Source organism: Achromobacter sp. 46006, assembly GCF_059761975.1.
Genome location: NZ_JCBANN010000021.1, coordinates 23,225 through 46,960 on the forward strand (window position 1 = coordinate 23,225; position 23,736 = coordinate 46,960).

20 protein-coding genes are annotated in these 23,736 nt (G+C 65.5%); 7 read left to right on the forward strand and 13 right to left on the reverse strand.

What is annotated here, in order from left to right; all coding sequences use genetic code 11:
* Positions 1 to 22 precede the first annotated feature (22 nt).
* Positions 23 to 1,612 (reverse strand): MFS transporter, encoded by a 1,590-nt coding sequence (locus tag AC6LKG_RS12685; RefSeq protein WP_498164852.1) that lies wholly within the window; start codon positions 1,610 to 1,612, stop codon positions 23 to 25.
* A 104-nt stretch (positions 1,613 to 1,716) separates the two neighbouring features.
* Positions 1,717 to 2,403 (reverse strand): hydrolase, encoded by a 687-nt coding sequence (locus tag AC6LKG_RS12690; protein ID WP_498164853.1) that lies wholly within the window; start codon positions 2,401 to 2,403, stop codon positions 1,717 to 1,719.
* 315 nt (positions 2,404 to 2,718) lie between these two features.
* Here AC6LKG_RS12690 and AC6LKG_RS12695 point away from each other — a divergent pair, with 315 nt between their 5' ends.
* Positions 2,719 to 3,642 carry a LysR family transcriptional regulator gene (locus AC6LKG_RS12695; RefSeq protein ID WP_498164854.1) on the forward strand — a complete coding sequence of 308 codons (924 nt, stop codon included), beginning with the start codon at positions 2,719 to 2,721 and terminating at the stop codon, positions 3,640 to 3,642.
* 186 nt (positions 3,643 to 3,828) lie between these two features.
* Here AC6LKG_RS12695 and gyrB read toward each other — a convergent pair whose 3' ends face one another.
* From gyrB to dnaA, 3 genes are all read right to left on the reverse strand, one after another.
* Positions 3,829 to 6,276: a DNA topoisomerase (ATP-hydrolyzing) subunit B gene (gene gyrB, locus AC6LKG_RS12700; protein ID WP_498164855.1), complete on the reverse strand. Its 2,448-nt coding sequence runs from the start codon at positions 6,274 to 6,276 to the stop codon at positions 3,829 to 3,831.
* 95 nt (positions 6,277 to 6,371) lie between these two features.
* On the reverse strand, positions 6,372 to 7,481 hold the full coding sequence (gene dnaN, locus AC6LKG_RS12705) for a DNA polymerase III subunit beta (protein WP_049077351.1): 1,110 nt from the start codon (positions 7,479 to 7,481) through the stop codon (positions 6,372 to 6,374).
* 2 nt (positions 7,482 to 7,483) lie between these two features.
* Entirely contained in the window at positions 7,484 to 8,947 is a 1,464-nt protein-coding gene (gene dnaA / locus AC6LKG_RS12710) for a chromosomal replication initiator protein DnaA (protein WP_498164856.1), read from the reverse strand.
* Between the two features lie 426 nt (positions 8,948 to 9,373).
* Here dnaA and rpmH point away from each other — a divergent pair, with 426 nt between their 5' ends.
* From rpmH to AC6LKG_RS12735, 5 genes are all read left to right on the forward strand, one after another.
* Positions 9,374 to 9,508: a 50S ribosomal protein L34 gene (gene rpmH / locus AC6LKG_RS12715; RefSeq protein WP_003816025.1), complete on the forward strand. Its 135-nt coding sequence runs from the start codon at positions 9,374 to 9,376 to the stop codon at positions 9,506 to 9,508.
* A gap of 46 nt (positions 9,509 to 9,554) precedes the next feature.
* Positions 9,555 to 9,926 (forward strand): ribonuclease P protein component, encoded by a 372-nt coding sequence (locus AC6LKG_RS12720; protein WP_498164857.1) that lies wholly within the window; start codon positions 9,555 to 9,557, stop codon positions 9,924 to 9,926.
* Positions 9,923 to 10,246 (forward strand): membrane protein insertion efficiency factor YidD, encoded by a 324-nt coding sequence (gene yidD / locus AC6LKG_RS12725; RefSeq protein WP_498164859.1) that lies wholly within the window; start codon positions 9,923 to 9,925, stop codon positions 10,244 to 10,246. Before AC6LKG_RS12720 ends, yidD begins: the two co-directional genes overlap by 4 nt.
* A gap of 48 nt (positions 10,247 to 10,294) precedes the next feature.
* Complete coding sequence (yidC, locus tag AC6LKG_RS12730; protein ID WP_498164860.1) at positions 10,295 to 11,983, forward strand: membrane protein insertase YidC; 1,689 nt, start codon at positions 10,295 to 10,297, stop codon at positions 11,981 to 11,983.
* 269 nt (positions 11,984 to 12,252) lie between these two features.
* Complete coding sequence (locus tag AC6LKG_RS12735; RefSeq protein ID WP_020925775.1) at positions 12,253 to 13,698, forward strand: catalase; 1,446 nt, start codon at positions 12,253 to 12,255, stop codon at positions 13,696 to 13,698.
* A 288-nt stretch (positions 13,699 to 13,986) separates the two neighbouring features.
* Here the strand turns inward: AC6LKG_RS12735 and AC6LKG_RS12740 are convergent, their stop codons facing one another.
* From AC6LKG_RS12740 to AC6LKG_RS12775, 8 genes are all read right to left on the reverse strand, one after another.
* Positions 13,987 to 14,913 carry a PLP-dependent cysteine synthase family protein gene (locus AC6LKG_RS12740; RefSeq protein ID WP_498164862.1) on the reverse strand — a complete coding sequence of 309 codons (927 nt, stop codon included), beginning with the start codon at positions 14,911 to 14,913 and terminating at the stop codon, positions 13,987 to 13,989.
* Between the two features lie 113 nt (positions 14,914 to 15,026).
* Positions 15,027 to 15,221, reverse strand: coding sequence for a hypothetical protein (locus AC6LKG_RS12745; protein ID WP_498164864.1), 195 nt, complete (start codon positions 15,219 to 15,221; stop codon positions 15,027 to 15,029).
* A gap of 191 nt (positions 15,222 to 15,412) precedes the next feature.
* Complete coding sequence (locus AC6LKG_RS12750; RefSeq protein ID WP_498164865.1) at positions 15,413 to 16,615, reverse strand: M20 aminoacylase family protein; 1,203 nt, start codon at positions 16,613 to 16,615, stop codon at positions 15,413 to 15,415.
* 132 nt (positions 16,616 to 16,747) lie between these two features.
* Positions 16,748 to 17,764: an ABC transporter ATP-binding protein gene (locus AC6LKG_RS12755; protein WP_498164866.1), complete on the reverse strand. Its 1,017-nt coding sequence runs from the start codon at positions 17,762 to 17,764 to the stop codon at positions 16,748 to 16,750.
* A complete protein-coding gene (locus tag AC6LKG_RS12760) occupies positions 17,761 to 18,756 on the reverse strand; it encodes an ABC transporter ATP-binding protein (protein WP_498164867.1) in 996 nt (331 codons plus the stop codon). Before AC6LKG_RS12760 ends, AC6LKG_RS12755 begins: the two co-directional genes overlap by 4 nt.
* 11 nt (positions 18,757 to 18,767) lie before the next feature.
* On the reverse strand, positions 18,768 to 19,688 hold the full coding sequence (locus AC6LKG_RS12765; RefSeq protein WP_498164869.1) for an ABC transporter permease: 921 nt from the start codon (positions 19,686 to 19,688) through the stop codon (positions 18,768 to 18,770).
* Entirely contained in the window at positions 19,685 to 20,659 is a 975-nt protein-coding gene (locus AC6LKG_RS12770) for an ABC transporter permease (RefSeq protein ID WP_498164870.1), read from the reverse strand. The genes AC6LKG_RS12765 and AC6LKG_RS12770 overlap by 4 nt, the downstream gene beginning before the upstream one ends.
* Positions 20,660 to 20,681: 22 nt before the next feature.
* A complete protein-coding gene (locus AC6LKG_RS12775) occupies positions 20,682 to 22,268 on the reverse strand; it encodes an ABC transporter substrate-binding protein (RefSeq protein ID WP_498164871.1) in 1,587 nt (528 codons plus the stop codon).
* A gap of 115 nt (positions 22,269 to 22,383) precedes the next feature.
* On the opposite strand from AC6LKG_RS12775, the gene mnmE reads away from it, so the two are divergent.
* The gene (mnmE, locus tag AC6LKG_RS12780; protein WP_498164873.1) at positions 22,384 to 23,736 is read left to right on the forward strand and encodes a tRNA uridine-5-carboxymethylaminomethyl(34) synthesis GTPase MnmE; all 1,353 of its coding nucleotides are present in this window, start codon (positions 22,384 to 22,386) and stop codon (positions 23,734 to 23,736) included.

Sequence of the window (23,736 nt, forward strand, 5' to 3'; positions counted from 1 at the left end):
TCGGATGCGATGGCGATCGCCATCAAGGTTTCAAAGCCAGGAAGTGATGCACTTCGGGTTTGTCCGCGCCGGTATGGAAACGCAGCGCCTCGGCCTGCAGGTCGGCATCGGCATGCGACACGCGATGATGCTGGCGCAGGTGCTCGGCCCACGACTCCACGAAGAACCACTCCACCACCCGCTCCGGATCCCCCGTGTGCTCGACCACCCCCCAGGCGTATGCGCCATCGCGCAGGCGCTCTTGCGACAGGCGCCGCATCGCTTCCAGGAAGGCGGGGCGGTCCGCCTGGCGGATGCGGTACTCGACCTGGATCAGCACCGGCCCGCGGTCGTTCGCCACCGGCGCGGACACCAGCGGCTCGGGCCAGTGGTTCGACGCCTGCAGGTCGGCCTCGCCCACCGGCAGTTGCGCCCGGTGGAACAGCAGCGCCACGATCACCAGGCCCAGCGCGCTGGCCACCAGCGCATAGGGCACGCCGATCTCGCGCGCCACCAGCCCCCAGCCCAGGCTGCCGGCCGCCATCGCACCGTTGAACACCATCAGGTACACCGCCAGGCCGCGGCCGCGCACCCAGTTCGGCAGGATCGCCTGGGCCACGCCGTTGAAAGTCGTCAGCGCCGTGATCCAGCCCATGCCCAGCAGCACCAGCATCAGCACCGCCAGCCACTTGGGCGGCGCGAACACCAGCACGCCCATCACCGCCGCGCTGACCACCGAGGCCAGCAGCACCAGGCCGTCCGCATTGAGCTTGGCGCCCAGCTTCGGCATGACCAGGGCGCCGATGATGGCCCCCGCGCCCACCGCGCCAAGCAGCACGCCGTAGAACCCGGAAGACCCGCCCAGCATCTGCCGCGCCACCAGCGGCAGCAGGGCCCACACCGCGCTGGCGAACAGGAAGAACACGGCGGCACGCAGCAGCACGCGATGCAGCTCCTTGCTGGCCCGCGTGTAGCGCAGTCCGGCCCGGAACGCGCCGAAGAAATTTTCCGACAGGGCGCTGTCGACCTTGGCCGGGCGCTTCCACCACAGCAGGGCGGCGATCACGAACACATAGCTCAACACGTCCATGCCGTAGGTCACCGCCGCGCCGAAGCTGGCCAGGATCAGGCCGCCCGCCGCGGGACCGATGGCGCGCGCGATATTGATGCCCAGGGAATTGAGCGCCACCGCGCCCTTGAGGTCCTCGCGCGGCACCAGCTCGGGCACGATCGACTGCCAGGTCGGCCCCATCAGCGCCGCGCCGATGCCGCCGACAAAGGTCAGCGCGATCAGATAATCCACCGTCAGCGCGCCGAAGTGCGACAACAGCAGCAACGTGCCGCTGACCGAGGCCAGCAGCAACTGCACGAAAATCAGGAAGCGGCGACGGTCGAGAATGTCCGACAGCACCCCGGCGGGAATCGCCAGCAGGAAGATGGGCAGCGTGGCCGCCGTCTGGATCAGCGCCACCGCCGCCGGACTGGCCGACAGGTCGGTCACCAGCCACGAGCTGGCGACGTCACGCATGAAGCTGCCGACATTGCCCACCACCGCGGCCGCCCAAAGCACGGCAAAGACGGGTTGGCGCAGCGGTGCGAAGCCGCCCCGGGAGGGCGTGGAATTGACTGGCATGGAAACGTTCCTGGATCGCCAGGGGCCACTGGTCGCGCCCCCCGCCGTGTATGCGAAGAAATCGCCGCGGGCGGCCGGATCTCCGGTCGCCCGCGGCTTGCGTCTTACTTGGCCGGGTTGGGGCCGATGCGTTCACCGTGCTGCACGCGCTCGGCCAACTTGTGGACGTGGGTCACGGCGTAATCGATGCCCATGCCGTACGCGCCCGAATGTTCCTTGGCGATGCCGGTCACGGCGTCATAGGTTTCCTTGCGGGCCCAGTCGCGCTGCCATTCCAGCATGACTTGCTGCCAGGTCACCGGCACCACGCCGGCCTGGACCATGCGGTCCATCGCGTACTTGTGCGCATCCGCCGAGGTGCCGCCCGAAGCGTCGGCCACCATGTAGATCTCGTAGTCGCCTTCCAGCATGGCGCACAGGGCGAAGGTGGTGTTGCAGACTTCGGTCCACAGGCCGGCCACCACGATTTTCTTGCGGCCGTTGGCGGCCAGCGCGTCGCGCACGTTCTGGTCGTCCCACGAGTTCATCGAGGTGCGTTCCAGGATCTTGTTCTCGGGGAACACGGCCAGCAGTTCGGGATAGGTGTTGCCCGAGAAGCCATCGGTTTCCACGGTGGTGATGGTGGTCGGGATGTTGAAGGCGCGCGCGGCCTTGGCCAGGCCCACCACGTTGTTCTTGAGCGTCTGGCGGTCGATCGACTGCACGCCAAAAGCCATCTGCGGCTGCTGGTCGATGAAGATGATCTGGCTGTTCTGCGGGGTCAGGACTTCGAGGTACTTGTTGGCGGACATGGTGGCTCTCTCTTTCAAGGAATCGTTCAAGGAAATGCGGCTAGGTGAATTCGGGCACTGCGCAAACCGTTCCGGCTTGCCCCGCTGCCGTCGTGTCCGAATGCCGCTTGAGGGGTTTCGTTCACGTCGTCTGTCGGTATAGGCATATTAGGGACCCGCTCCCCGCCTGAGAATCCGCAACCGGGAATTGCATCCTTTCCATTTTTTGCATGATCCCCATGACAGGGCCATTTACCTGGCCTGTCCCCCAGAGGATTCTTGTTCGCCACATAGTCAGCCGCTATCATCGACGCGAATTTCTTTGCGAGAATCACCATGAACAAACTGCCGGATCTGGAAGGCTGGGCGATCTTCGCCAAGGTCGCCGACACGGGCTCGTTCGCCAAGGCGGCGGCCGAACTGTCCCTGTCCCAGGCCACGGTGTCCAAGACCATCACGCGTCTGGAAACCAAGATGAAGACCATGCTGTTCCACCGCACCTCGCGCAGCATGTCCCTGACCGAGTCCGGCTACGCGGCGCTGGAACGCGCCGCCCGCATCCTGGAAGAAGGCGAGGCGGTCGAGGCCGAGGTCACCGAGAAATCCACCAGCCTGCGCGGCAAGATCCGCCTGGCCGCGCCCATGTCGTTCGGCGTCACCCACCTGGCGCCGATGCTGCCGCCTTTCATGCAGGCGCATCCCGATGTCGACCTGGAGATCGAATTCAACGACAAGCAGTCGGACCTGGTGTCCGAACGCTTCGACCTTGCCCTGCGCATCTCCAACCTGGTGGACTCGACGCTGCTGGCGCGGCGCCTGTGCTCGGTGCGCATCCTGCTGGTAGGCGCGCCCAGCTACTTCAAGCGCGCCGGCAAGCCCAGGCATCCGCGCGACCTGGCGCAGCACACCGCGCTGCAATACATGTACGCGCGCAACGGTTCGAGCTGGCGCTTTCGCCACGACAAGCACGGCGAGTTCTCACAGTCGCTGCCGGTGCAGTTGAACGTCAACAACGCCGAGGCGCTGTCACCCGCGTTGCAGGCCGGCCTGGGCCTGGCGCTGCAACCGGAATTCCTGGCCTGGGAAGACCTGCAATCGGGCGCGCTGGAAACCGCCATGGACGACTGGCGGGTCGACCCCATCGCGCTGCACATCGTCACGCCGCCCGGGCGCCGGCGGCCGGCGCGGGTGCAGGCGCTGATTGAATACCTGGCGGAACGGTTGACGGCGGAACCTTGGGCGAGTGACGTGCAGGGGTAGGGCGCAAGCACCGCGCGGCCCCCCCCCGCTCGCCAAACAAGAAGGGGCTGCACGAGTGAACTGACCCCCAGAAGTTGGACACTGATCCAACCTTCGGGGGGCACGTCAGTTCACACGAATGCAGCCCCTTTCTCTTACTTCTTGCACGCCGGATGGCCTGTCGGACACCCGGGCCGTGCCGGCAGATCAAACGTCGATGTTCCCCGCCGACAGCGCGTGCGTCTCGATGAAGTTGCGGCGCGGTTCGACGTCGTCGCCCATCAGCGTGGTGAAGACCTCGTCGGCCGCGATGGCGTCCTCGATCTGCACGCGCAGCAGGCGGCGCACCTTCGGATCCATGGTGGTTTCCCACAACTGATCGGGGTTCATTTCGCCCAGGCCCTTGTAGCGCTGCTTGGAGATGCCGCGTTCGGCTTCGCTGCGCAGCCATTGCATGGCCTCGCGGAAGTCGGAAACGTTCTGTTCCTTGCGCTTGTCGCCTTCGCCACGCGCCACCAGCGACTGCGGGCCGACCTTGCCGGAGAAGCTCTTGGCCGCCTTCGACAGGACAGCGTAGTCGGAGCCGCCGATGAAGTCGGCGTCGATGATGCTGACGCGCACGTTGCCATGGTGCATGCGCTGGATCGACAGGCGGTGGCGCTCGGTCGTGGCGTCGAACTCGGGCACGACCTCCACGCCATTGCCACTGACCGGATCGCGCATGGCGTCGGCCAGGCGCTTGGCCGAATCGGCGGCGGCCTCGGCCGTGTCCAGGTTGATTTCCACGCCCTCGGCCATGGCCGACAAGGCGGCCACGTCGAACACGCGCGACAGGCGCGCAATGACGCCGTCGGCGGCCACGTACTGGCGCGCCAACTCGCTCAGCTCCTCGCCGCGGATGATGTTGCCGCCCGCGATGATCTCGGCGTCCTTCAGGGCCTGCTGCAGCATGAACTGCGCTTCTTCCTGGTCATCCTTCAGGTAGCGCTCTTCGCGGCCGACCTTGACCTTGTACAGCGGCGGCTGCGCGATGTAGACATAACCGCGCTGCACCAGCTCGGGCATCTGGCGGTACAGCAGCGTCAGCAGCAGCGTGCGGATGTGCGCGCCGTCCACGTCCGCGTCGGTCATGATGATGAGGCGGTGGTAGCGCAGCTTGTCGACGTTGAAGTCCGGACCGATGCTGGTGCCCAACGCGGTGATCAGCGTGGCGATCTGCTCGCTGGCGATCAGGCGGTCGAAGCGCGCCTTCTCGACGTTCAGCACCTTGCCGCGCAGCGGCAGGATGGCCTGGAACTTGCGGTCGCGGCCCTGCTTGGCCGAGCCGCCTGCCGAGTCGCCCTCGACGATGTACAGCTCGCACAGCGCCGGGTCTTTCTCCTGGCAGTCGGCCAGCTTGCCGGGCAGGCCGGCGCCTTCCAGCACGCTCTTGCGGCGCGTCATCTCGCGCGCCTTGCGGGCGGCTTCGCGCGCGCGGGCGGCTTCGACGATCTTGCCGCACAGCGCCTTGGCGTCGTTCGGATGCTCCAGCAGCCAGGTTTCCAGCGTGCGGGCCACGGCTTCTTCAACGGCCGGCCGCACTTCGCTGGACACCAGCTTGTCCTTGGTCTGGCTGCTGAACTTGGGTTCGGGCACCTTCACCGACAGCACGCAGGCCAGGCCTTCCCGCATGTCGTCGCCGGAGGTCTCGACCTTGGCCTTCTTGGCCAGTTCGTTGTCGGTGATGTACTTGTTGATGATGCGGGTCATCGCCGCGCGCAGGCCGGTCAGGTGCGAGCCGCCGTCGCGCTGCGGGATGTTGTTGGTGAAGCACAGCACGCTTTCGCTGTAGCTGTCGTTCCACTGCATCGCCACTTCCACGCCCACCGGCACGCCGCCCGCCGACGACTCGGTGGTAACCGAGAACACGTTCGGGTGCAGCACCGTCTTGGCGCGGTTGATGTATTCGACGAAGCCCTTCACGCCGCCCGAGAAGGCGAAGTTCTCTTCCTTGCCCTGGCGCTGGTCGATCAGGCGGATCTTGACGCCGTTGTTCAGGAACGAGAGCTCGCGCAGGCGCTTGGAGAGGATCTCGTAGTGGTACTCGATGTTGGTGAAGATGATCGGGTCGGCCAGGAAGCGCACTTCGGTGCCGCGCTTGTCGGTCGTGCCGGTCACGGCCAGGGGCGCAACGCGCTCGCCCTGGCGGAATTCCATCTGGTGCACTTCGCCGTTGCGGCGGATGGTCAGGCGCAGCCACTCGGACAGCGCGTTCACGCACGACACGCCCACGCCGTGCAGGCCGCCGGACACCTTGTACGAGTTCTGGTCGAACTTGCCGCCGGCATGCAGTTCGGTCATGACGATTTCCGCCGCGCTGCGGTGGAATTCGTCGTCCTTGTGGATATCGGTGGGAATGCCGCGGCCGTTGTCGGTCACCGAGATCGAGTTGTCGGTGTGGATCGTGACGACGATGTCGTCGCAATAGCCGGCCAGCGCTTCGTCAATGGCGTTGTCGACGACTTCGAACACCATGTGGTGCAAGCCGGTACCGTCGGACGTGTCGCCGATGTACATGCCGGGGCGCTTGCGCACGGCCTCCAGCCCCTTGAGCATCTTGATCGAGTCCGCGCCGTAGCCGCTGTTCTCGGGAGTGGTGTTCTGCTGATCTGACATGTCTGTATCGATAACGCTTTAAAGAACGGCCTGGCGGCCGGACCGCCGGCGGGCCATCGGGCCCGCGGGCGGCACAAACCCACAGTGGCGCGGACTCAGATCCGCATGGGCATGACGACGTACTTGAACTGGTCGTCTTCGGGCAGGGTGATGAGCGCCGACGCGTTGGCATCGGGCATGACCGACCACTGGATGTTGTCCACCTTGACGTTGGACAGCACGTCGAGCAGGTAGCCGACGTTGAAGCCCACGTCCAGCGGCTCGTGGCCGTAGTCGATGTCGATTTCTTCCTGCGCCTCTTCCTGCTCGGCGTTGGAAGAAGAGATCTTCATCTGGTTCTGCGCCAGTTGCAGGCGCACGCCCTTGAACTTGTCGGTGGTCAGGATGGCGGCGCGCTGCAGGCTGCCCTGCAGGGCTTCGCGGTTCACCAGGAAGTGGCGCGTGTAGTTGGTCGGGATGACACGGGTGAAGTCGGGGAACTTGCCTTCGACCAGCTTGGACACCAGCTCGACGTCGCCGAAGCGGAAACGGATCTGGCCCGGCGCCACGTCGATCGAGACGGGCTCGTCGGAATCTTCCAGCAGGCGCTGCATTTCCAGCACGGTCTTGCGCGGCACGATGACTTCATGGCGTTCGCTGATGCCGTCGGCCTCGGTGGAGCAATGCGCCAGGCGGTGGCCGTCGGTGGCGACCGCGCGCACGCGGCCCGGCTCGAACACCAGCAGCATGCCGTTCAGGTAGTAGCGGATGTCCTGTTGCGCCATGGCGAAGTGCACCATGTTGAACAGGTGGCGCAGCGTGCGCTGCGGCATGGTCAGCGACACGTCCCACTGCTCGGGCTGGGCCACGGTGGGGAATTCGCTGGCGGCCAGCGTCTGCAGCGCGAAGCGGCTCTTGGCCGACTGCACCGACAGCTTGTTGCTGGCCAGCGCCAGGCGCACGTCGCCGGTGTCCGGCAGGGCCTTCAGGATGTCCAGCAGCTTGCGCGCCGCGACCGTGGTGGACTCGTTGTCGTGACCCACGCCGAAGTCGGCATGCGTGGTGATCTGCACTTCCAGGTCGGTCGCAATGAAAGCAACCTTGTTGCCTTCCTTGCGCATCAGGATGTTCGCCAGGATGGGCAGGGTATGGCGTCTTTCGACGATGCCCGCCACGGTCGACAGCGGTTTCAGCAATGCATCGCGTGTGGTTTGTACGAGTTGCATGGTCATCCTTTTAGAGTTTGTTCCAACACGTGCAGGGTATGGTTGAGCTCCGCTTGCTTGGCGCGGGCGTCGGAAATCTTGCGTACGGCATGCAATACGGTGGTGTGGTCACGGCCACCGAACAGATCGCCGATTTCCGGCAGGCTTTTCTGGGTCAGCTCCTTGGCCAGGTACATGGCGACCTGGCGCGGCAAAGCGATATTGGCCGGCCGGCGTTTCGAATACATGTCGGCCACCTTGATCTTGTAGAAATCCGCCACCGTCTTCTGGATGTTCTCGACGGTGATCTGGCCGTTGGACACGGACAGCAGATCCTTCAGGGCTTCCTTGCAGACGTCCACGGTGAGCACGTCGCGGCCATGGAAGCGGGCATAGGCCAGCACCTTGCGCAACGCGCCTTCGAGCTCGCGCACGTTGCTGCGCAGGTGCTTGGCGATGAAGAACGCCACTTCCTCGGGCATCGGCACGCCTTCGGACTCCGCCTTGCGCAGCAGGATCGCCACGCGCATCTCGAGTTCGGGCGGCTCGATCGCGACCGTCAGGCCGGAATCGAAGCGCGAGATCAGGCGGCTGTCGATGCCCGACAGTTCCTTCGGATAGGTATCGCTGGTGATGATGATCTGCTTGCGCTGCGCCACCATCGCCTCGAACGCATAGAAGAATTCTTCCTGCGTGCGGTTCTTGCCGGAGAAGAACTGGATATCGTCGATCAGCAGCAGGTCGAGCGAATGGTAGTAGCGCTTGAAGTCATCGAACGCCTTGCGCTGGTAGGCCTTGACCACGTCGGACACGTATTGGTCGGCGTGCACGTAGCGCACGCGCACCCCGGTGCCCGCCGCCACCATGGCGTTGCCGATGGCGTGGATCAGGTGGGTCTTGCCCAGGCCCACGCCGCCGTACAGGAACAGCGGGTTGTACGAGGTGCCCGGATTCTCGGCCACCTGCAGCGCGGCGGCGCGCGCCAACTGGTTGGCCTTGCCCGTCACGAAGTTCTCGAACGTCAGGTCGGTGTTCAGGCGCGAGCGCTCGTACACGATGTTGGCGGCGTCCGCGTTCACGGCCGCGGCCGCCGCGGTGGTCGCGACGGGTGCGGGGGCGGCGGGCTGCTGCGCCGGCATGCCAGGTGGCGGCGCCCCGCCCAGGGGCGCGGCGGCCGATGGCGCGGTCGGCACGGGCGGCTGCGCGCGCACCGGCGCCACCGGCATGCGCGGGGTGGTGCCTTGCGTGGGCAATTCGAACAGGACCTGTACCGGACGCTCGAACCACTCCGCGGCCAACGCTTCGATCTGGTGGGAGAAGTTCTTGCGCACCCAGTCCAGCTTGAACCGGTTGGGGGCGGCAACGCGCAGCACCGCCTGCGTTTCGTCATACGCAAGCGGGACCAGCGGTCGTATCCACGCGCTGATTTGTTGGGGGGGGAGTTCCTGCTCAAGACGACTGACGCAGGTCTGCCAGAATTCTTTCATGTCGCTCTTATTCAAACCTCGATTCTACCTTGCCTGGGCACGGGTTATCCACAGGGTAGGGCATGAGCCTGCACAGTGCCGCCCCTTAACTGTTTGACAAGACAGGGAAAACTTGCTGAAATGGTGGGCTTTTCCGAATTCTGTCTGTCAGAAGGTTTCGCAGAAGGCCCAGATTCGCACGGGTAATAGGGTAATGGTTACACTTACCCCGTCCCCGGCACTGTGCCTTGCTGAATAGGTCGCCCGGGGATTACCCGGACCAGAGCCCCGTCTACAAGCCTGTCTTTGCCAGTGAATCCGCATGTGCATGTCAATGTCACATACGGATTCGCAGCGAAACGCTTACTAGATACCCGCTACCGGATTTGCGACCAGGAACCCTCCGGGCAGGTCCCTTCTGACTTTTGTTCTTTTTGTGGATCGTCCATGAAACGCACCTACCAACCTTCCGTTACCCGCCGCAAGCGCACCCATGGTTTCCGCGTGCGCATGAAGACCCGCGCTGGCCGCGCCATCCTGAACGCCCGCCGCGCCAAGGGCCGCAAGCGTCTGGCCGTCTAAGTCTTGCCGTCGCGCAGACGCCAGACCCACGCCTGACCCGCAGTCCATGCCGCGCGCCACGCTTCCGCCGGAGGCGCGGCTGCATCGCCCCTCCGAGTTCGCCGCCGCCCTCAAAGGCCGGCGTCTTGCCCGAGGGGCGTTTTTCGTTGTGAGCGCCGCTTCCAACGATCTGCCTTCCGGCCAGGACGCCTGTGCCCGCCTGGGCCTGGTGATCGCCAAGCGCTTCGCCGCCCACGCCACCACGCGCAACGCCATCAAGCGGGTCATCCGCGAGGCGTTCCGTCACCGGCGGCTTGGGCTGCCGGCGAAAGACTACGTCGTGCGGCTGCACAGCAAAGTGACACCCGCCACGCTCACCGCCCTGAAACAGGCGGCCCGGGCCGAAGCGGACGCTCACTTCGAGCGGATCGCGCGATGAGCGCGCCCGGCCCCCGGCAGGCTGGCCGCCCGCGACGCGGGCGTTCCGTGGGGGCCGCAATTCTCATTGCCCCGATCCGGTTCTACAGGTTTTTCCTGAGCCCCTGGATCGGCCGGCAGTGCCGCTTCACCCCGACTTGCTCGGCCTATGCGATCGAAGCCATTGAACGCCACGGCCCCTGGCGCGGCTTCTGGCTGATGCTGAGGCGCATCGGCCGCTGCCACCCCTGGTCGCCCGGCGGCTGGGACCCGGTTCCGCCGTCCAAGGGAACCAATGGCGGTGCCTGCTGTTCCCATGGCCACCGCACCGAGCATGATTGACGCTAAACTGGCGGGCTTTGCTGGCCCGTATTCACTTCAGTAGGCACCATGGATATCCGACGAACCGTCCTCTGGATGATTTTCTCCTTCTCGCTGTTGCTCCTTTGGAACAACTGGCAGATCCATAACGGCAAACCGTCGTTGTTCGGGGGCCCCACGCCCACGGCCAGCGCGAACGCCAACGGCACGCCGGCCGCCGCGAACAACGCGACGCCCTCGGTGCCCACTGCCCCGGCCGCCAGCGCCGCGGCCGCGCCGTCCACGGTGCCGGGCGCCGCCACGCCGGCGCCGACGCGCTCCGAAGAGGTGGTCGTCACCACCGACGTGCTGCGCCTGACCTTCGACACGCTGGGCGCCCAATTGGTGCGCGCCGAGCTGCTGAAGTACCCGGCCACCGGCCAGCCCGACAAGCCCACTGTGCTGCTCGATCGCTCCGCCGGCCTGAACTACGTCGCCCAGACCGGCGTGGTCGGCGCCGCCAACGGCCAGAACTTCCCGACCCACCTGACGCCGTTCCGCGTCGTCTCGACCGAGCGCCAGATGACCGGCGACAGCCTGGTGGTGACCTTCGAAGCGGAATCGGGCGGCGTCAAGGTCACCAAGACCTTCACCCTGCATCGCGGCCGCTACGACATCGACGTGCGCCACGATCTGGCCAACGTCGGCTCCGCTCCCGTGACGCCCGCGCTGTACCTGCAGCTCGAGCGCGACGGCAACGACCCGGCCGACACCTCCAGCTTCTATCACACCTTCACCGGCATCGCCGTCTACTCGGAACAGGACAAGTTCCAGAAGATGACCTTCGCCGACATCGAGAAGAAGAAGGCCAACTACATCAAGCAGGCCGACAACGGCTGGATCGCCGTGGTGCAGCACTACTTCGCCACCGCCTGGGTGCCGCCGCAAGGCAAGCCGCGCAACAACGAAGTGCTGGAGGTGCAGAAGAACCTGTACGCCGCCCGCACCATCGAAGCCGTGGGCGAGATCGCCCCGGGCGCCGCCGCCCGCGTCGATTCGCACCTGTGGGTCGGTCCGCAAGACCAAAAGGCCATGGCCGCGCTCGCCCCCGGCCTCGAACTGGTGGTGGACTACGGCTGGCTGACCATCATCGCCAAGCCGCTGTTCAAGCTGATGACCTGGCTGCACTCCATCCTGGGCAACTGGGGCTGGACCATCGTCGCCCTGACCGTGCTGATCAAGGCGCTGTTCTACCCCCTGGCCGCTGCCAGCTACCGCTCCATGGCCCGCATGAAGCAGGTGGCCCCGCGCCTGCAGGCCCTGAAGGAAAAGTACGGCGACGACAAGCAGAAGCTCAACGCGGCCATGATGGAGATGTACCGCACCGAGAAGATCAACCCGCTGGGCGGCTGCCTGCCGATGGTGGTGCAGATCCCGGTGTTCATCTCGCTGTACTGGGTGCTGCTGGCCAGCGTTGAAATGCGCGGCGCGCCGTGGATCCTGTGGGTGCACGACCTGTCGATCCGCGATCCGTACTTCATTCTGCCCGCCATCATGATGGCCACCATGTTCCTGCAGATCAAGCTGAACCCGACGCCGCCGGACCCCGTCCAGGCCAAGGTCATGATGATCATGCCGCTGGTGTTCGGCGGGATGATGTTCTTCTTCCCGGCCGGCCTGGTGCTCTACTGGTGCGTCAACAACACCTTGTCGATCGCGCAGCAGTGGTCCATCACCCGCGCCATGCAGCGCAAGACGGAAGCCGCGGCCAACCGCTGATTACCGCTCGCGCCATGAAGAACCGGCCCCTGGGGGCCGGTTTTTTTTGTCCCGGTTGTACGCAGGTTTGGCGGCGATGCGCGCCAAGTCGCGCCATCGATAGTTATTTTCAATTAAATTGGAAAGATCAATCAACTTCACACTACAAGCATTGACCCCTATGATGTGTCGGAGATATACCCCGGCCGGCAATGTCCCGGGGCGGTATCCGATCACGTTGCGCGGCCCCGGTGCCGCGCATTCCAGGAATTTCGTAGGGAGTGTGTGCCATGACCGACAAGAAGCATCTGACCACCGCCTCGGGCGCCCCGGTGGCCGACAACAACAACACGCTGACCGCCGGCCCGCGCGGCCCGGCGCTGTTGCAGGACTTCTGGCTGATAGAAAAGCTCGCCCATTTCGACCGTGAACGCATCCCGGAGCGGGTGGTGCACGCCAAGGGTTCGGGCGCTTATGGCACCTTCACCGTCACCCACGACATCACCAAGTACACCCGCGCCAGCATCTTCTCCAAGGTCGGCAAGCAGACTCCGCTGTTCCTGCGGTTTTCGACCGTGGCTGGCGAACGCGGCGCCGCCGACGCCGAACGCGACGTGCGCGGCTTCGCCATCAAGTTCTACACCGACGAAGGCAACTGGGACCTGGTCGGCAACAACACCCCGGTGTTCTTCATCCGCGACCCGCTCAAGTTCCCGGACTTCATCCACACCCAGAAGCGCGATCCCAAGACCAACCTGCGCAGCGCCACCGCGGCCTGGGATTTCTGGTCGCTCAGCCCCGAATCGCTGCACCAGGTCACCATCCTGATGAGCGACCGCGGCATTCCCGCCAACCTGCGCCAGCAGCACGGCTTCGGCTCGCACACCTTCAGCTTCGTCAATGCCGAAGGCGAACGCTTCTACGTGAAATTCCACTTCAAGTCGCAGCAGGGCATCGCCTGTCTGACCGACGAGGAAGCCGCGCAGGTCGTGGCCCACGATCGCGAGAGTTCGCAGCGCGACCTGTTCGACAACATCGAGCAGGGCAACTTCCCGAAGTGGACGCTGAAGGTGCAGATCATGCCCGCGGCCGAAGCCGAGACCTATCACATCAATCCGTTCGATCTGACCAAGGTGTGGCCGCACGGCGATTACCCGCTGATCGAAGTGGGCGTGCTGGAACTGAACAAGAACCCGGAGAACTACTTCGCCGAGGTCGAACAGGCCGCCTTCACGCCCGCCAACGTGGTACCGGGCATCGACTTCTCGCCGGACAAGATGCTGCAGGGCCGCTTGTTCTCCTACGGTGACACGCACCGCTACCGCCTGGGCATCAACCATCACCAGATCCCGGTGAACGCCCCGCGCTGCCCGTTCCACAGCTATCACCGCGACGGCGCGGCGCGCGTGGACGGCAATGCCGGCGGCACGCTCAACTACGAGCCCAACAGCGCCGGCGAATGGAAGGAAACCCCGTCGGCCGGCGAACCGCCGCTGCCCCTGGACGGCCAGGCCGCCGCGCGCTGGAACCACCGCGTCGATGACGACTACTACTCGCAGCCGGGCGCCTTGTTCCGCCTGATGACGCCGGCGCAGCAGGAACTGCTGTTCGGCAACATCGGCCGCCACATGGCCGGCGTGCCCGAGGAAATCCAGCGCCGCCAGCTTGAGCACTTCCGCAAGGCCGATCCGGCCTACGCGGCCGGCGTGGCCAAGGCGCTGGGACTGAAGCTGTAGCCACGACATTCGCGCACGGCAGGCGCCGCGCGGCGCACATCGGGCGGCCCCACGGGGCCGCCCGTTTTCTTTCTGCTGCTATTTTTTGGCCGCGTGTATGGCTGGTTTTCTGCCCAAACCTGCTTGTTTCGCCCGCTTTTTGCTCCGAAAACCGCCGCGGGCGACTTTTCCACAACTAGGTCGAAAAAAGTTATCCCCATTCGTCCACAGCCAATTCACAGGCAATCCACAGGAATTCCACAGGCGTGTGGATAGCGTTTTCCGCGAAAGCTGTGGAAAACCCGCTTTCTAGTACTTCAGGCCCGTATCGCACAGCACCGTGACCACCGTCGCATCCGCAGGCAGCCGACCCGAGCCCAACAGCTTGGCCGCCGCGCACACGTTGGCAGCAGCGGAATAGCCTACGTACAGCCCTTCGCGCACGGCCAGCCGCCGGCGCCATTGCTGCGCCTCGTCGTCGGTCACCGCGATACTCAGGTCCATCAGGGTCGGATCCCAATGCGGCGGCACGGCGCCGTAGCTGGTGCCCTGGATCAAGTGGCGCGCCTTGGTCACCGGCGTTCCCGCCAGCACTTCGCAGCCCAGTGGCTCGACCGCCGCACAAACGGTCGCGGCGCTCGCCGCCTTGAGCGCGCGCGCCACGCCCATGAAGGTGCAGCCGGTACCGACGGCCGCGACCCAGCCGTCCACCGGGGCGCCGAGCTGTTGCAGGATTTCGCGGCCGGTGCCGGTTTCGTGCGCGGCGATGCATTCAACAGCATTGAACTGGTCGACGTAGAAACCGCCGCGTTCGCGCGCCAGCGCGGCGGCCACCCGGGCCGCCGCCTCGACGTCGGCGCCAGTGACCTGCCCGGGGGCGCCATCGACCTGCGGCACCAGCACCACCTCGGCGCCCAGGCCTTCCAGCATGCGGGCGCGGGCGGGGCTGTTGCCCACCGACATGGTGACCACCAGCGGATGCCCCAGCGCGGCGCAGGCCACGGCCAGGCCCGCCCCCATGTTGCCGCTGGTCATCTCAACCACCGGCATGCCGGGCGCCAGCCGGCCATCGGCGCGCGCGGCCAGCAGGATGGCCTTGGCGGCGCGATCCTTGACGCTGCCGCCCGGTTGCAGGAATTCTGCCTTGGCCAAGATGCGGCCGGGGCCGTCATGCACGCGGGTCAGGGTAATCAGGGGGGTATTGCCAATCAGGTCTATCGAAGAGGTCGCCAGCATGTCGGGTCCGGTAGGCGCACCCGCGCCACAGCCGGCGGATGCGGGGGCGCAGTGGATGCGTACCGGACTATTTTAGGGATACCGGAATATCCACAGGTCGGCACGGATGCGGCTCAACCGTGGAGGGATGCGAGACAGTCCAATGCACCGGCCGCGTGCGGCGCCAGCGCCACGCCGTGGCTGGCGGCGGCGCCCGCAGCCAAGGCAGGGGTGGGCGAGGCCAGGGCCACCAGCGCCAGCGCCAATGCCACGCCGGCACCGCTGGCGGTGCGAATCAGCCGTTCGCGCAGGTCGGAAGACAGTTGCATGGCATTCCTCGAGGATAGGCCGCGGGCCAGCCAGCCCGGGCGCGGATGGATCAGGAATGACCAATTATGAAAAGCGCGCTGCCTATCTCAAACGAAGTTCTGGGCGTTTGAACAAAGCCTGGCGTCATATAGAAAAAAGCCGCCCGGGCACAGGCGGGCGGCTGGTTGTCGCTCTGGCGGCCGGAATGCCGCTATTTCCGCGCCGGCAGATAAGCCTCGACCAGTTTGACCCAGTAGGTCGCGCCCACCGGCAACAGCGCGTCGTTGAAGTCGTAGTTGGGGTTGTGCAACTGGCAGGGGCCCATGCCGTGATACGTCTCCATGCGGTGGTCGCCATCGCCATTGCCCAGGAACAGGTAGGCGCCCGGCAGGGCCTCCAGGAAGAACGAAAAGTCCTCTGCGCCCATGAAGGGCGGCATGTCGCGCACCACGTTCTCGGCCCCGAACGTGTCCTCGGCCACCTGCGCGGCAAACGCGGTTTCCTTGTCCCAGTTCACCAGCGGCGGGTAGGCGCGCACGAAATCCAGCGTGCCGGTGCCGCCGTACACCTGCGGCAGCGTGGTGGCGATACGGCGCATGTCTTCCTCGATCTTGTCGAGCACCTCGACCGAATAGGTGCGCACCGTGCCGCGCAGCACCGCCTCGCCGGGAATCACGTTGTAGGCGTCGCCGGCATGGATCTGCGTGATCGACAGCACGGCCTGTTCCAGCGGATTCTTGCTGCGCGAGATCACAGTCTGCAAGGCGTGCACCATGTCGGCCGCGACGATGATCGGATCGACCGACGCATGCGGTTGCGCGGCATGGCCGCCCACGCCCTTGATGACGATATCCCAGCGGTTGCTCGACGCCATGGTCGGCCCCGACCGAAAGCCGAACTGATTGACCGGCATGCCAGGCATGTTGTGGATGCCGAACACCGCGTCACAGGGAAATTTGTCGAACAGGCCGTCCTGCATCATGGCGCGCGCGCCGGCGTTGCCGCCTTCCTCGGCCGGCTGGAAGATGAACACCACGGTGCCGTCGAAATCGCGATGCGTGGACAGGTATTGCGCCGCGCCCAGCAGCATCGCGGTGTGGCCGTCGTGGCCGCAGCCGTGCATGCGGCCGCTGATGGTGGACTTGTGCGCGAAGCGATTGTGCTCGGGCATGGGCAGCGCATCCATGTCGGCGCGCAGGCCGATGGTCTTGCCGCCGCTGCCAGCGCGCAGGATACCGACCACGCCGGTTTTCCCCAGCCCCGTGTGGACTTCCAGGCCCCATTGCCGCAGGCGCTCGGCCACCAGGTTGGAGGTGCGCGTTTCCTGGAAGGCCAGTTCGGGATGGGCGTGGATGTCGCGGCGCAGTTCGGTCAGCTCACCGTGGGCGCGTTCGATTTCGGCTAGGGTTTTCATGGCGGTGGATAGACGGAAGGAAATAGGGCGAAAAGAGCGGGACGCAACGAAGAGAACGGATGTCGTATGACGGCTTATCGGCAAATTCTCGCGCCCGTCGCCGGTTGCGTCCAGCGTTGTTACGGATTATGGCTAGGCCGCGTCGTTCAGGTGACAGGCGCTGAACTGCATTGGCGCGACCTCGCGCAACAGCGGCCGTTCGGTCTTGCAGCGCGCCATGGCCTGTGGACAACGCGGGTGGAACGCGCAGCCGCCCGGCGGGTCCAGTGGCGAGGGCAATTCGCCCTTGATCGGCTGGTAGCTGCGGCGCCCCGGCGTCAGCGTCGGCAGTTCCTTGAGCAGCGCCTGCGTATACGGATGGTTGGCGCGCTGGAACACCGCGTCGGTCGGCGCCAGCTCGACCACGCGGCCCAGGTACATGATGGCGACGCGATCCGAGATATGGCTGACCACGCTCAGGTTGTGGCTGATGAAAAGGTAGGTCAGGTCAAGGTCATCGCGCAGCTTTTCGAACAGGTTCAGCACCTGCGCCTGGATCGACACGTCCAGCGCCGCCACGGCCTCGTCGCAGACGATCACCGAGGGTTTGAGCGCCAGCGCCCGCGCGATGCCGATGCGCTGGCGCTGGCCGCCCGAGAACTGGTGCGGATATCGCTGCGCGAAGGCCGGATCGAGCCCTACCTGGCGCATCAGGCCGGCCACGTATTCGCTCTTGTCGCGCGCCCCGATCAGCCCATGCGCCACCGGCGCCTCGCCGATGATCTCGCGCACCCGCATGCGCGGGTTGAGCGATGCATACGGATCCTGGAAGATCATCTGCACGCCCAGCTCATAGGCGCGACGCTGTGGCGCCGCCAGGCTATTGACCGCCTGTCCCTGGTAGTGCACCTCGCCCGCCGTGGGCGGCAAGATGCCCGACACGACACGCCCCAGCGTCGACTTGCCGCAACCCGATTCCCCGACAATGCCAATGACCTCGCCCGGTTGCACGTCCAGGTCCACGCCGGCCACGGCGTGCACCACCTGGGTCTTCAAACCCGCGCCGAGCAGGTTGGCGATGCGGCCGGCCAGGTCCACGTGTTGCGTGAAGCGCAGCTCCACACCGCGCAGCGACAGGATGGGGGCGGTGGCGTGATCCGAAGTGCTCATTGGACCTCCGGGGCGCCGGCATGCCAGCAACGCACCCATTGCGACGGACGCACTTCCACGGGCTGCGGTTCGGCCGTACAGGCCTCGCTGGCGCGTGGACAGCGTCCACGGAAAGCGCAGCCCTGCGGCAGATTGAGCAGCGACGGCGTCATGCCGGGAATCGGCACCAGCGGCCGGCCGCGCGATTCCGGGGTGGGAATCGAGGCGATCAGGCCGTGCGTGTACGGATGCATCGGATGGCTGATGACGTCGCGCGTGCTGCCGGTCTCGACCACGCGGCCGGCGTACATCACGGATACGCGATCGGCCAGCCCGGCCACCACCGCCAGGTCGTGCGTGATCCACACCAGGCCGGTGCCGGTCTCGCGGCACAGCTTCTGCACTTCGAACAGGATCTGCCCCTGGATGGTCACGTCCAGCGCCGTGGTGGGCTCGTCGGCGATGATGACGCGCGGCGAATTCAGCAGAGCAATGGCGATCGCCACGCGTTGCCGCATGCCGCCGGACAACTGGTGCGGATACGCGCGCAGCCGCTCCTGCGGCGACGGAATGCCGACCATCGTCAGTGTCTGCAAGGCGCGCTCGCGCGCCTGTTCGCGCGACACCTTGTGGTGCGCCCGCACCGCCTCGATCATCTGCGTATCGACGCGCAGCACCGGGTTCAGCGTCATCATGGGGTCCTGGAAGATCATGGCAATCTCCTGGCCGCGCAATTGCCGCCAGCGCGCCGGCGAAGCGCCGCGCAGGTCTTCGCCGTTCAGGCGCAGTTCGCCTTCGACGATGCGCCCCGGTTCATCCAGCAGGCCCATCAGCGAGAAACCGGTGATGCTCTTGCCCGAGCCGGATTCGCCCACCAGTCCCAGGATCTCGCCCTCGGCCAGCGCCAGGTCGACCCCGTCCACCGCCTTGACCACGCCGTTGCGCGTGAAGAAGTGCGTTTTCAGGCCGCGCACATCGAGCACCGGCGGTTTATCCACAACGTGTGTCTGCATCGCGTCCGCCCTCAATTCGCGTGGCGCGGGTTGAGCACATCGCGCAAGTGGTCGCCCACCAGGTTGATGGCGATGATGGCCAGCGCCAGCGCGATGCCAGGAAAGAACGAAATCCAGTACTGGCCCGACAGCAGGTACTCGAAGCCGTTGTAGATCAGCATGCCCAGCGACGGTTCGGTTACCGGCACGCCCACGCCCAGGAACGACAGCGTGGCCTCCAGCGCAATGGCGTGCGCCAGGTCGATGGTGGCGATCACGATCAGCGGCGGCATGCAGTTGGGCAGCACATGGCGGAACAATACCCGCCCCCAGGACAGCGACATGCAGCGCGCCGCCTCGACGTATTCCTTGCCGCGCTCGACCAACGCGGCGCCGCGCGCCGCGCGGGCGAAATAGGCCCACTGCACCACGATCAGCGCGATGATCACCTTGTCCACACCCTTGCCCAATATGGCCAGCAGCATCAATGCCACCAGGATCGCCGGGAACGACAACTGGATATCCACAATGCGCATCAGCAGCGCGTCGATGCGCCCGCCGAAATACGCCGCGATCAGCCCCACCGTGGCGCCGATGCCGAAAGCCGCCAGCACCGACACGGTAGCCACCAGCAGGCTGGTGCGCATACCGTAGAGAATTGCCGAAAACAGGTCGCGCGCCTGGCCGTCGGTGCCCAGCCAGTAATGCATGCTGCCGTCGCCGCTTTCGCTGCCGGGCTTGAGCTTGGAATCCATGATGTCCAGCGTCGCCAGGTCATACGGATTCTGGGGCGCGATCCACGGCGCCAGCAATGCCGCGCCGACGATAAGCACCAGCATCACCAGGCCCAGCGTGGCCAGCTTGCTGGCGAAGAAATCGCCCAGGAAACGGCGCCACGGAGTCTGTTCCTTGGCCGCGCCGGTCGGCACGGTGGTGGTCGCGGGCGAATTCATCGACGGCTATCCAGGCGTACGCGGGGATCCAGCACCGTATAGATGATGTCCACCACGAGGTTCAGCATCACAAGGAAGAACACGATCAGCAGCAGATAGGCCACCACCACCGGCCGGTCCAGGTTGATGATGGAATCGATCAGCAGCTTGCCCATGCCGGGCCACGAGAACACCGTCTCGGTCACCACCGCGAAGGCCATCACCTGGCCGAACTCCAGGCCCGCCACCGTCACCACGGGGATCAGGATGTTCTTGAGCAGGTGCACGCCCAGCACGCGCTTTTCCGACAGCCCCTTGGCGCGCGCGAACTTGATGTAGTCCATTGGCAGGGCTTCGCGCGTGGCGGCGCGCGTCACGCGGATGATCATGGCGCACTTGGCAAAGGCGATGGTGGCGGCCGGCAGGGCCAGGCTCAGCCAGCCGTCCAGGGTCAACACGCTCAACTGCAGCGAGCCGATGCTGACGGTGTCGCCACGGCCGCCGGCCGGCACCCAGCCCAGCATCACCGCGAACACCATGATGAGCATCAGGCCAACCCAGAAATTGGGCAGCGAGAACCCCAGCACCGATCCGGTCATGATGGCGCGCGAGCCGACCGCCTTGGGCTTGAGCCCGGCCAGGATGCCCAATGGCACGCCGATCAACACCGACAGCAGCATGGCCACGCTGGCCAGTTCGACGGTGGCAGGCATGCGCTCCAGGATCAGGCGCATGGCCGGTTCGCCGGTCAGGAAGCTGTTGCCGAAGTCGCCGCGCACCGCCTGGCCCATGAAGATCAGGTATTGCCGCCACAGCGGCAGATCCAGGCCCAGCGACGCGCGGATCGCGGCGCGCTGGGCCTCGGTGGCTTCCGGACTGGCCAGCATCGACACCGGATCGCCGATCATGTAGATGCCGGCGAAGACCAGCGCCGACATCACCAGCATGACGACGATGGTTTGCAGCAGCCTTCGTACGATTGTCGCTAGCACGTCATACCGCCCGCTGCGCGCATTACTTCTTCAGCGTCGCAAACTGCGCCAGCGTGACCTGGTCGGGACGACCCTGGTAGCGGATATCGTTCTTCATCGCCCACACCGACAGCTCGAAATGCACCGGCAGCATCGCATAGTCGTCCATGGCCAGGTTGCTGGCCTTGGACAACAGCTCGGCACGCTTGGTGTCGTCCATGGTGGAGGAGGCCTGCTTGACCAGCTCATCCATCTTCGGGTTGGAATAGCGGCTGCGATTGGTGGTGCCCAGGCCGGCTTCAGGATTGCGCGTCACCAGCAGCGAGGTCAGGGCGTTCGACATTTCGCCGCTGGTCACGGACCATCCCGCCAGGTAGGCCGAGAAGGCATAGCTGTCGCGGCTCTTGAAGAACACCGGGGGCGCCAGGGCATCGACGCTGGTTTTCACGCCCACCCGCGTCCACATCGAGGCAATGGCCTGCGCCACCTTGGAATCATTGACGTAGCGGCCCGACGGCGACCCCAGCGTGATCGAAAAGCCGTTGGGATAGCCGGCTTCCTTCAGCAAGGCCTTGGCCTTTTCCACGTCGGCCTTGGGCGCCTTGGAATGTTCCTTGCTCGATCCGAACATGGGGTAGGGCAGCAGGTTGCCGGCGGGCAGGGCCACGCCGCCCATCACCCGCTCGACCAGCGCGTCGCGGTTGATCGCCAGCGACAGCGCCTCGCGCACGCGCTTGTCCTTCAACGGGTTCTTGTCAGTGCCCTGGATGCCAGGCGACGGCTCCGCATACTGGTCCAGCGCCACGTATATCACGCGCACCGAGGGCGTCTCTTCGACAAACAGCTTCTTGTCGGCCTTGAGCTTGGGCAAGTCGTCGGTCGGGGGATCCTCGATCATGTCGACGTCGCCGGCCAGCAGGGCCGCCACGCGCGCCGCGGCATTGCTGATCGGGCGGTAGATGACCTTGTCCCAGGCCGGCTTCTTGCCCCAGTAGTTTTCATTGCGCGCCAGGACGAATTCGGCGCCGCGCTTCCATGATACGAATTTGTACGGACCGGTTCCGACCAGTCCATCGCCGCTGTTCAGTTCAGTGGTGGTCTTGCCCTCGGCGGCGGGGCCGGACGCGGCCTTCTTCGACATGATGGGCAATTGCGCCAGATTCACCAACAGATTGGGCGCCACGTCCTTGGTGGTGATGCGCAGCGTCAGCGGATCCACCGCTTCGGTCTTGGCCACCGCGCCCAGGTACAGCGTGAATGGCGACGGGCTGTTCGGCACCTTCGGCACGCGATCATAGGTAAAGACCACGTCTTCAGCGGTGAAGGGCGAGCCATCCGAGAACTTGACCCCGGGCCGCAGCTTGAAGGTCCATACCTTGCCGTCGACGGTCCAGGATTCGGCCAGCGCCGGCACCGGTTTGAGCTGCGCGTCGGTGGCGACCAGCGGATCGAAGATGGTCTGGGAGATCTGGGTATTCGGGGTCAGCGCGTGATACTGCGGATCCATCGATGATGGTTCGGTCTTGAGCCCGATCACCAGATCGCGCGCCAGCGCCGAATTGAGGGTGCCAAAGGCCAGCAGGACGGCCACCGAGCCACAGGCCAATACACGCGAAAACCGAGATGCCATCATGATCTCCCAGGGATGTTTCAGGTTCTAAACCTCTGGCGCACCTTAACCAGCAAACAAGGCCCCGCGCAACAGTTATATTCCCCTATTGTCCTAGCCTCGCGTTGTCCCCGATATGTCCGCCCACGCCCCCATCGCCGCCATTGCAACCGCCCCCGGAAGAGGGGGCATCGGCGTGGTGCGCGTTTCTGGTGCAGACCTGTCCGAATTGGTGCGCCGCCTGTTCCAGCGCGGTCTCACGCCGCGCCACGCGCACTATCTGCCATTCAAATCGGCCGACGGAGAATTGCTGGACGAAGGCATCGCGCTGTATTTCAAGGGGCCGCATTCCTACACCGGCGAAGACGTACTCGAACTGCAGGGCCATGGCGGCCCCGCGGTGCTGCGCCGCGTGCTCGACAGTTGCCTGGCGGCGGGCCGCGACCTCGGCCTGCGCCTGGCCGAACCGGGTGAATTCACCCGCCGCGCGTTTCTCAATGACCGCATGGACCTGGCACAGGCCGAGGCCGTCGCCGACCTGATCGAAGCATCCTCGGTGGCCGCCGCGCGCGGCGCCATGGCTTCGTTGTCGGGTGAATTCTCGGCGCGCGTCAATGACCTGTCCGACCGCATCGTCCATCTACGCATGCTGGTCGAGGCCACACTCGATTTCCCCGAAGAGGAAATCGACTTCCTCGAAAAGTATCAGGCGCGGCCCACGCTGGAAAAGCTGGCCGGCGATCTCGACCAGCTTATCGCTCAGGCAAGACAGGGCGTGATCCTGCGCGAGGGCCTGCACGTCGTGCTGGCCGGGCAACCCAACGTGGGCAAATCCAGCCTGTTGAACGCGCTGGCCGGCGACGACGTCGCCATCGTCACCCCGATCGCCGGCACCACGCGCGACAAAGTGGTGCAGCAAATCCACATCGATGGGGTGCCATTGCATATCGTCGACACCGCCGGCCTGCGCGAAACCGAAGACACGGTGGAAAGCATCGGCATCGCCCGCAGTTGGCAGGAGATCGAACGCGCCGACGTCATCCTGCACCTGCAGGATGCCACTCAGCCGGGCGACGAACTCGACGCGCAGATCACCGCGCGCCTGCCGCCGCGAACGCCGGTGCTGAAGGTTTTCAACAAGGTGGACCTGTTATCCACAAAGTTTGCCGCCCGCCCCGGCGAACTCGGCATTTCCGCCAAGCGCGGCGCCGGCCTGGACGCGCTGCGCGCCGAACTGTTGCGGATCGCGGGCTGGAACCCGGGCGCCGAATCCCCCTGGCTGGCGCGCGAACGTCACCTGCACGCGCTGCAGGAAGCCGCCGATCACCTGGCGCTGGCGGCCGGACACGCCGAACAGGACGACCGCGTGCTCGACCTGTTCGCCGAGGAGCTACGGCTGGCGCATGACAGCCTGTCTAGCATCACCGGAAAATTCACTAGCGACGACCTGCTGGGGGAGATATTTTCGAGCTTCTGCATCGGGAAGTAG

What these genes read in the sequence shown, in the direction of transcription:
- dnaN (WP_049077351.1), bottom strand. Translation starts at nt 7,481, where the DNA reads ATGCAACTCGTACAAACCACACGCGATGCATTGCTGAAACCGCTGTCG.
- AC6LKG_RS12760 (WP_498164867.1), bottom strand. Translation starts at nt 18,756, where the DNA reads ATGCAGACACACGTTGTGGATAAACCGCCGGTGCTCGATGTGCGCGGC.
- rpmH (WP_003816025.1), top strand. Translation starts at nt 9,374, where the DNA reads ATGAAACGCACCTACCAACCTTCCGTTACCCGCCGCAAGCGCACCCAT.
- AC6LKG_RS12695 (WP_498164854.1), top strand. Translation starts at nt 2,719, where the DNA reads ATGAACAAACTGCCGGATCTGGAAGGCTGGGCGATCTTCGCCAAGGTC.
- AC6LKG_RS12735 (WP_020925775.1), top strand. Translation starts at nt 12,253, where the DNA reads ATGACCGACAAGAAGCATCTGACCACCGCCTCGGGCGCCCCGGTGGCC.
- gyrB (WP_498164855.1), bottom strand. Translation starts at nt 6,276, where the DNA reads ATGTCAGATCAGCAGAACACCACTCCCGAGAACAGCGGCTACGGCGCG.
- AC6LKG_RS12745 (WP_498164864.1), bottom strand. Translation starts at nt 15,221, where the DNA reads ATGCAACTGTCTTCCGACCTGCGCGAACGGCTGATTCGCACCGCCAGC.
- yidD (WP_498164859.1), top strand. Translation starts at nt 9,923, where the DNA reads ATGAGCGCGCCCGGCCCCCGGCAGGCTGGCCGCCCGCGACGCGGGCGT.
- dnaA (WP_498164856.1), bottom strand. Translation starts at nt 8,947, where the DNA reads ATGAAAGAATTCTGGCAGACCTGCGTCAGTCGTCTTGAGCAGGAACTC.
- yidC (WP_498164860.1), top strand. Translation starts at nt 10,295, where the DNA reads ATGGATATCCGACGAACCGTCCTCTGGATGATTTTCTCCTTCTCGCTG.
- AC6LKG_RS12750 (WP_498164865.1), bottom strand. Translation starts at nt 16,615, where the DNA reads ATGAAAACCCTAGCCGAAATCGAACGCGCCCACGGTGAGCTGACCGAA.
- mnmE (WP_498164873.1), top strand. Translation starts at nt 22,384, where the DNA reads ATGTCCGCCCACGCCCCCATCGCCGCCATTGCAACCGCCCCCGGAAGA.
- AC6LKG_RS12690 (WP_498164853.1), bottom strand. Translation starts at nt 2,403, where the DNA reads ATGTCCGCCAACAAGTACCTCGAAGTCCTGACCCCGCAGAACAGCCAG.
- AC6LKG_RS12685 (WP_498164852.1), bottom strand. Translation starts at nt 1,612, where the DNA reads ATGCCAGTCAATTCCACGCCCTCCCGGGGCGGCTTCGCACCGCTGCGC.
- AC6LKG_RS12765 (WP_498164869.1), bottom strand. Translation starts at nt 19,688, where the DNA reads ATGAATTCGCCCGCGACCACCACCGTGCCGACCGGCGCGGCCAAGGAA.
- AC6LKG_RS12755 (WP_498164866.1), bottom strand. Translation starts at nt 17,764, where the DNA reads ATGAGCACTTCGGATCACGCCACCGCCCCCATCCTGTCGCTGCGCGGT.
- AC6LKG_RS12720 (WP_498164857.1), top strand. Translation starts at nt 9,555, where the DNA reads ATGCCGCGCGCCACGCTTCCGCCGGAGGCGCGGCTGCATCGCCCCTCC.
- AC6LKG_RS12740 (WP_498164862.1), bottom strand. Translation starts at nt 14,913, where the DNA reads ATGCTGGCGACCTCTTCGATAGACCTGATTGGCAATACCCCCCTGATT.
- AC6LKG_RS12775 (WP_498164871.1), bottom strand. Translation starts at nt 22,268, where the DNA reads ATGGCATCTCGGTTTTCGCGTGTATTGGCCTGTGGCTCGGTGGCCGTC.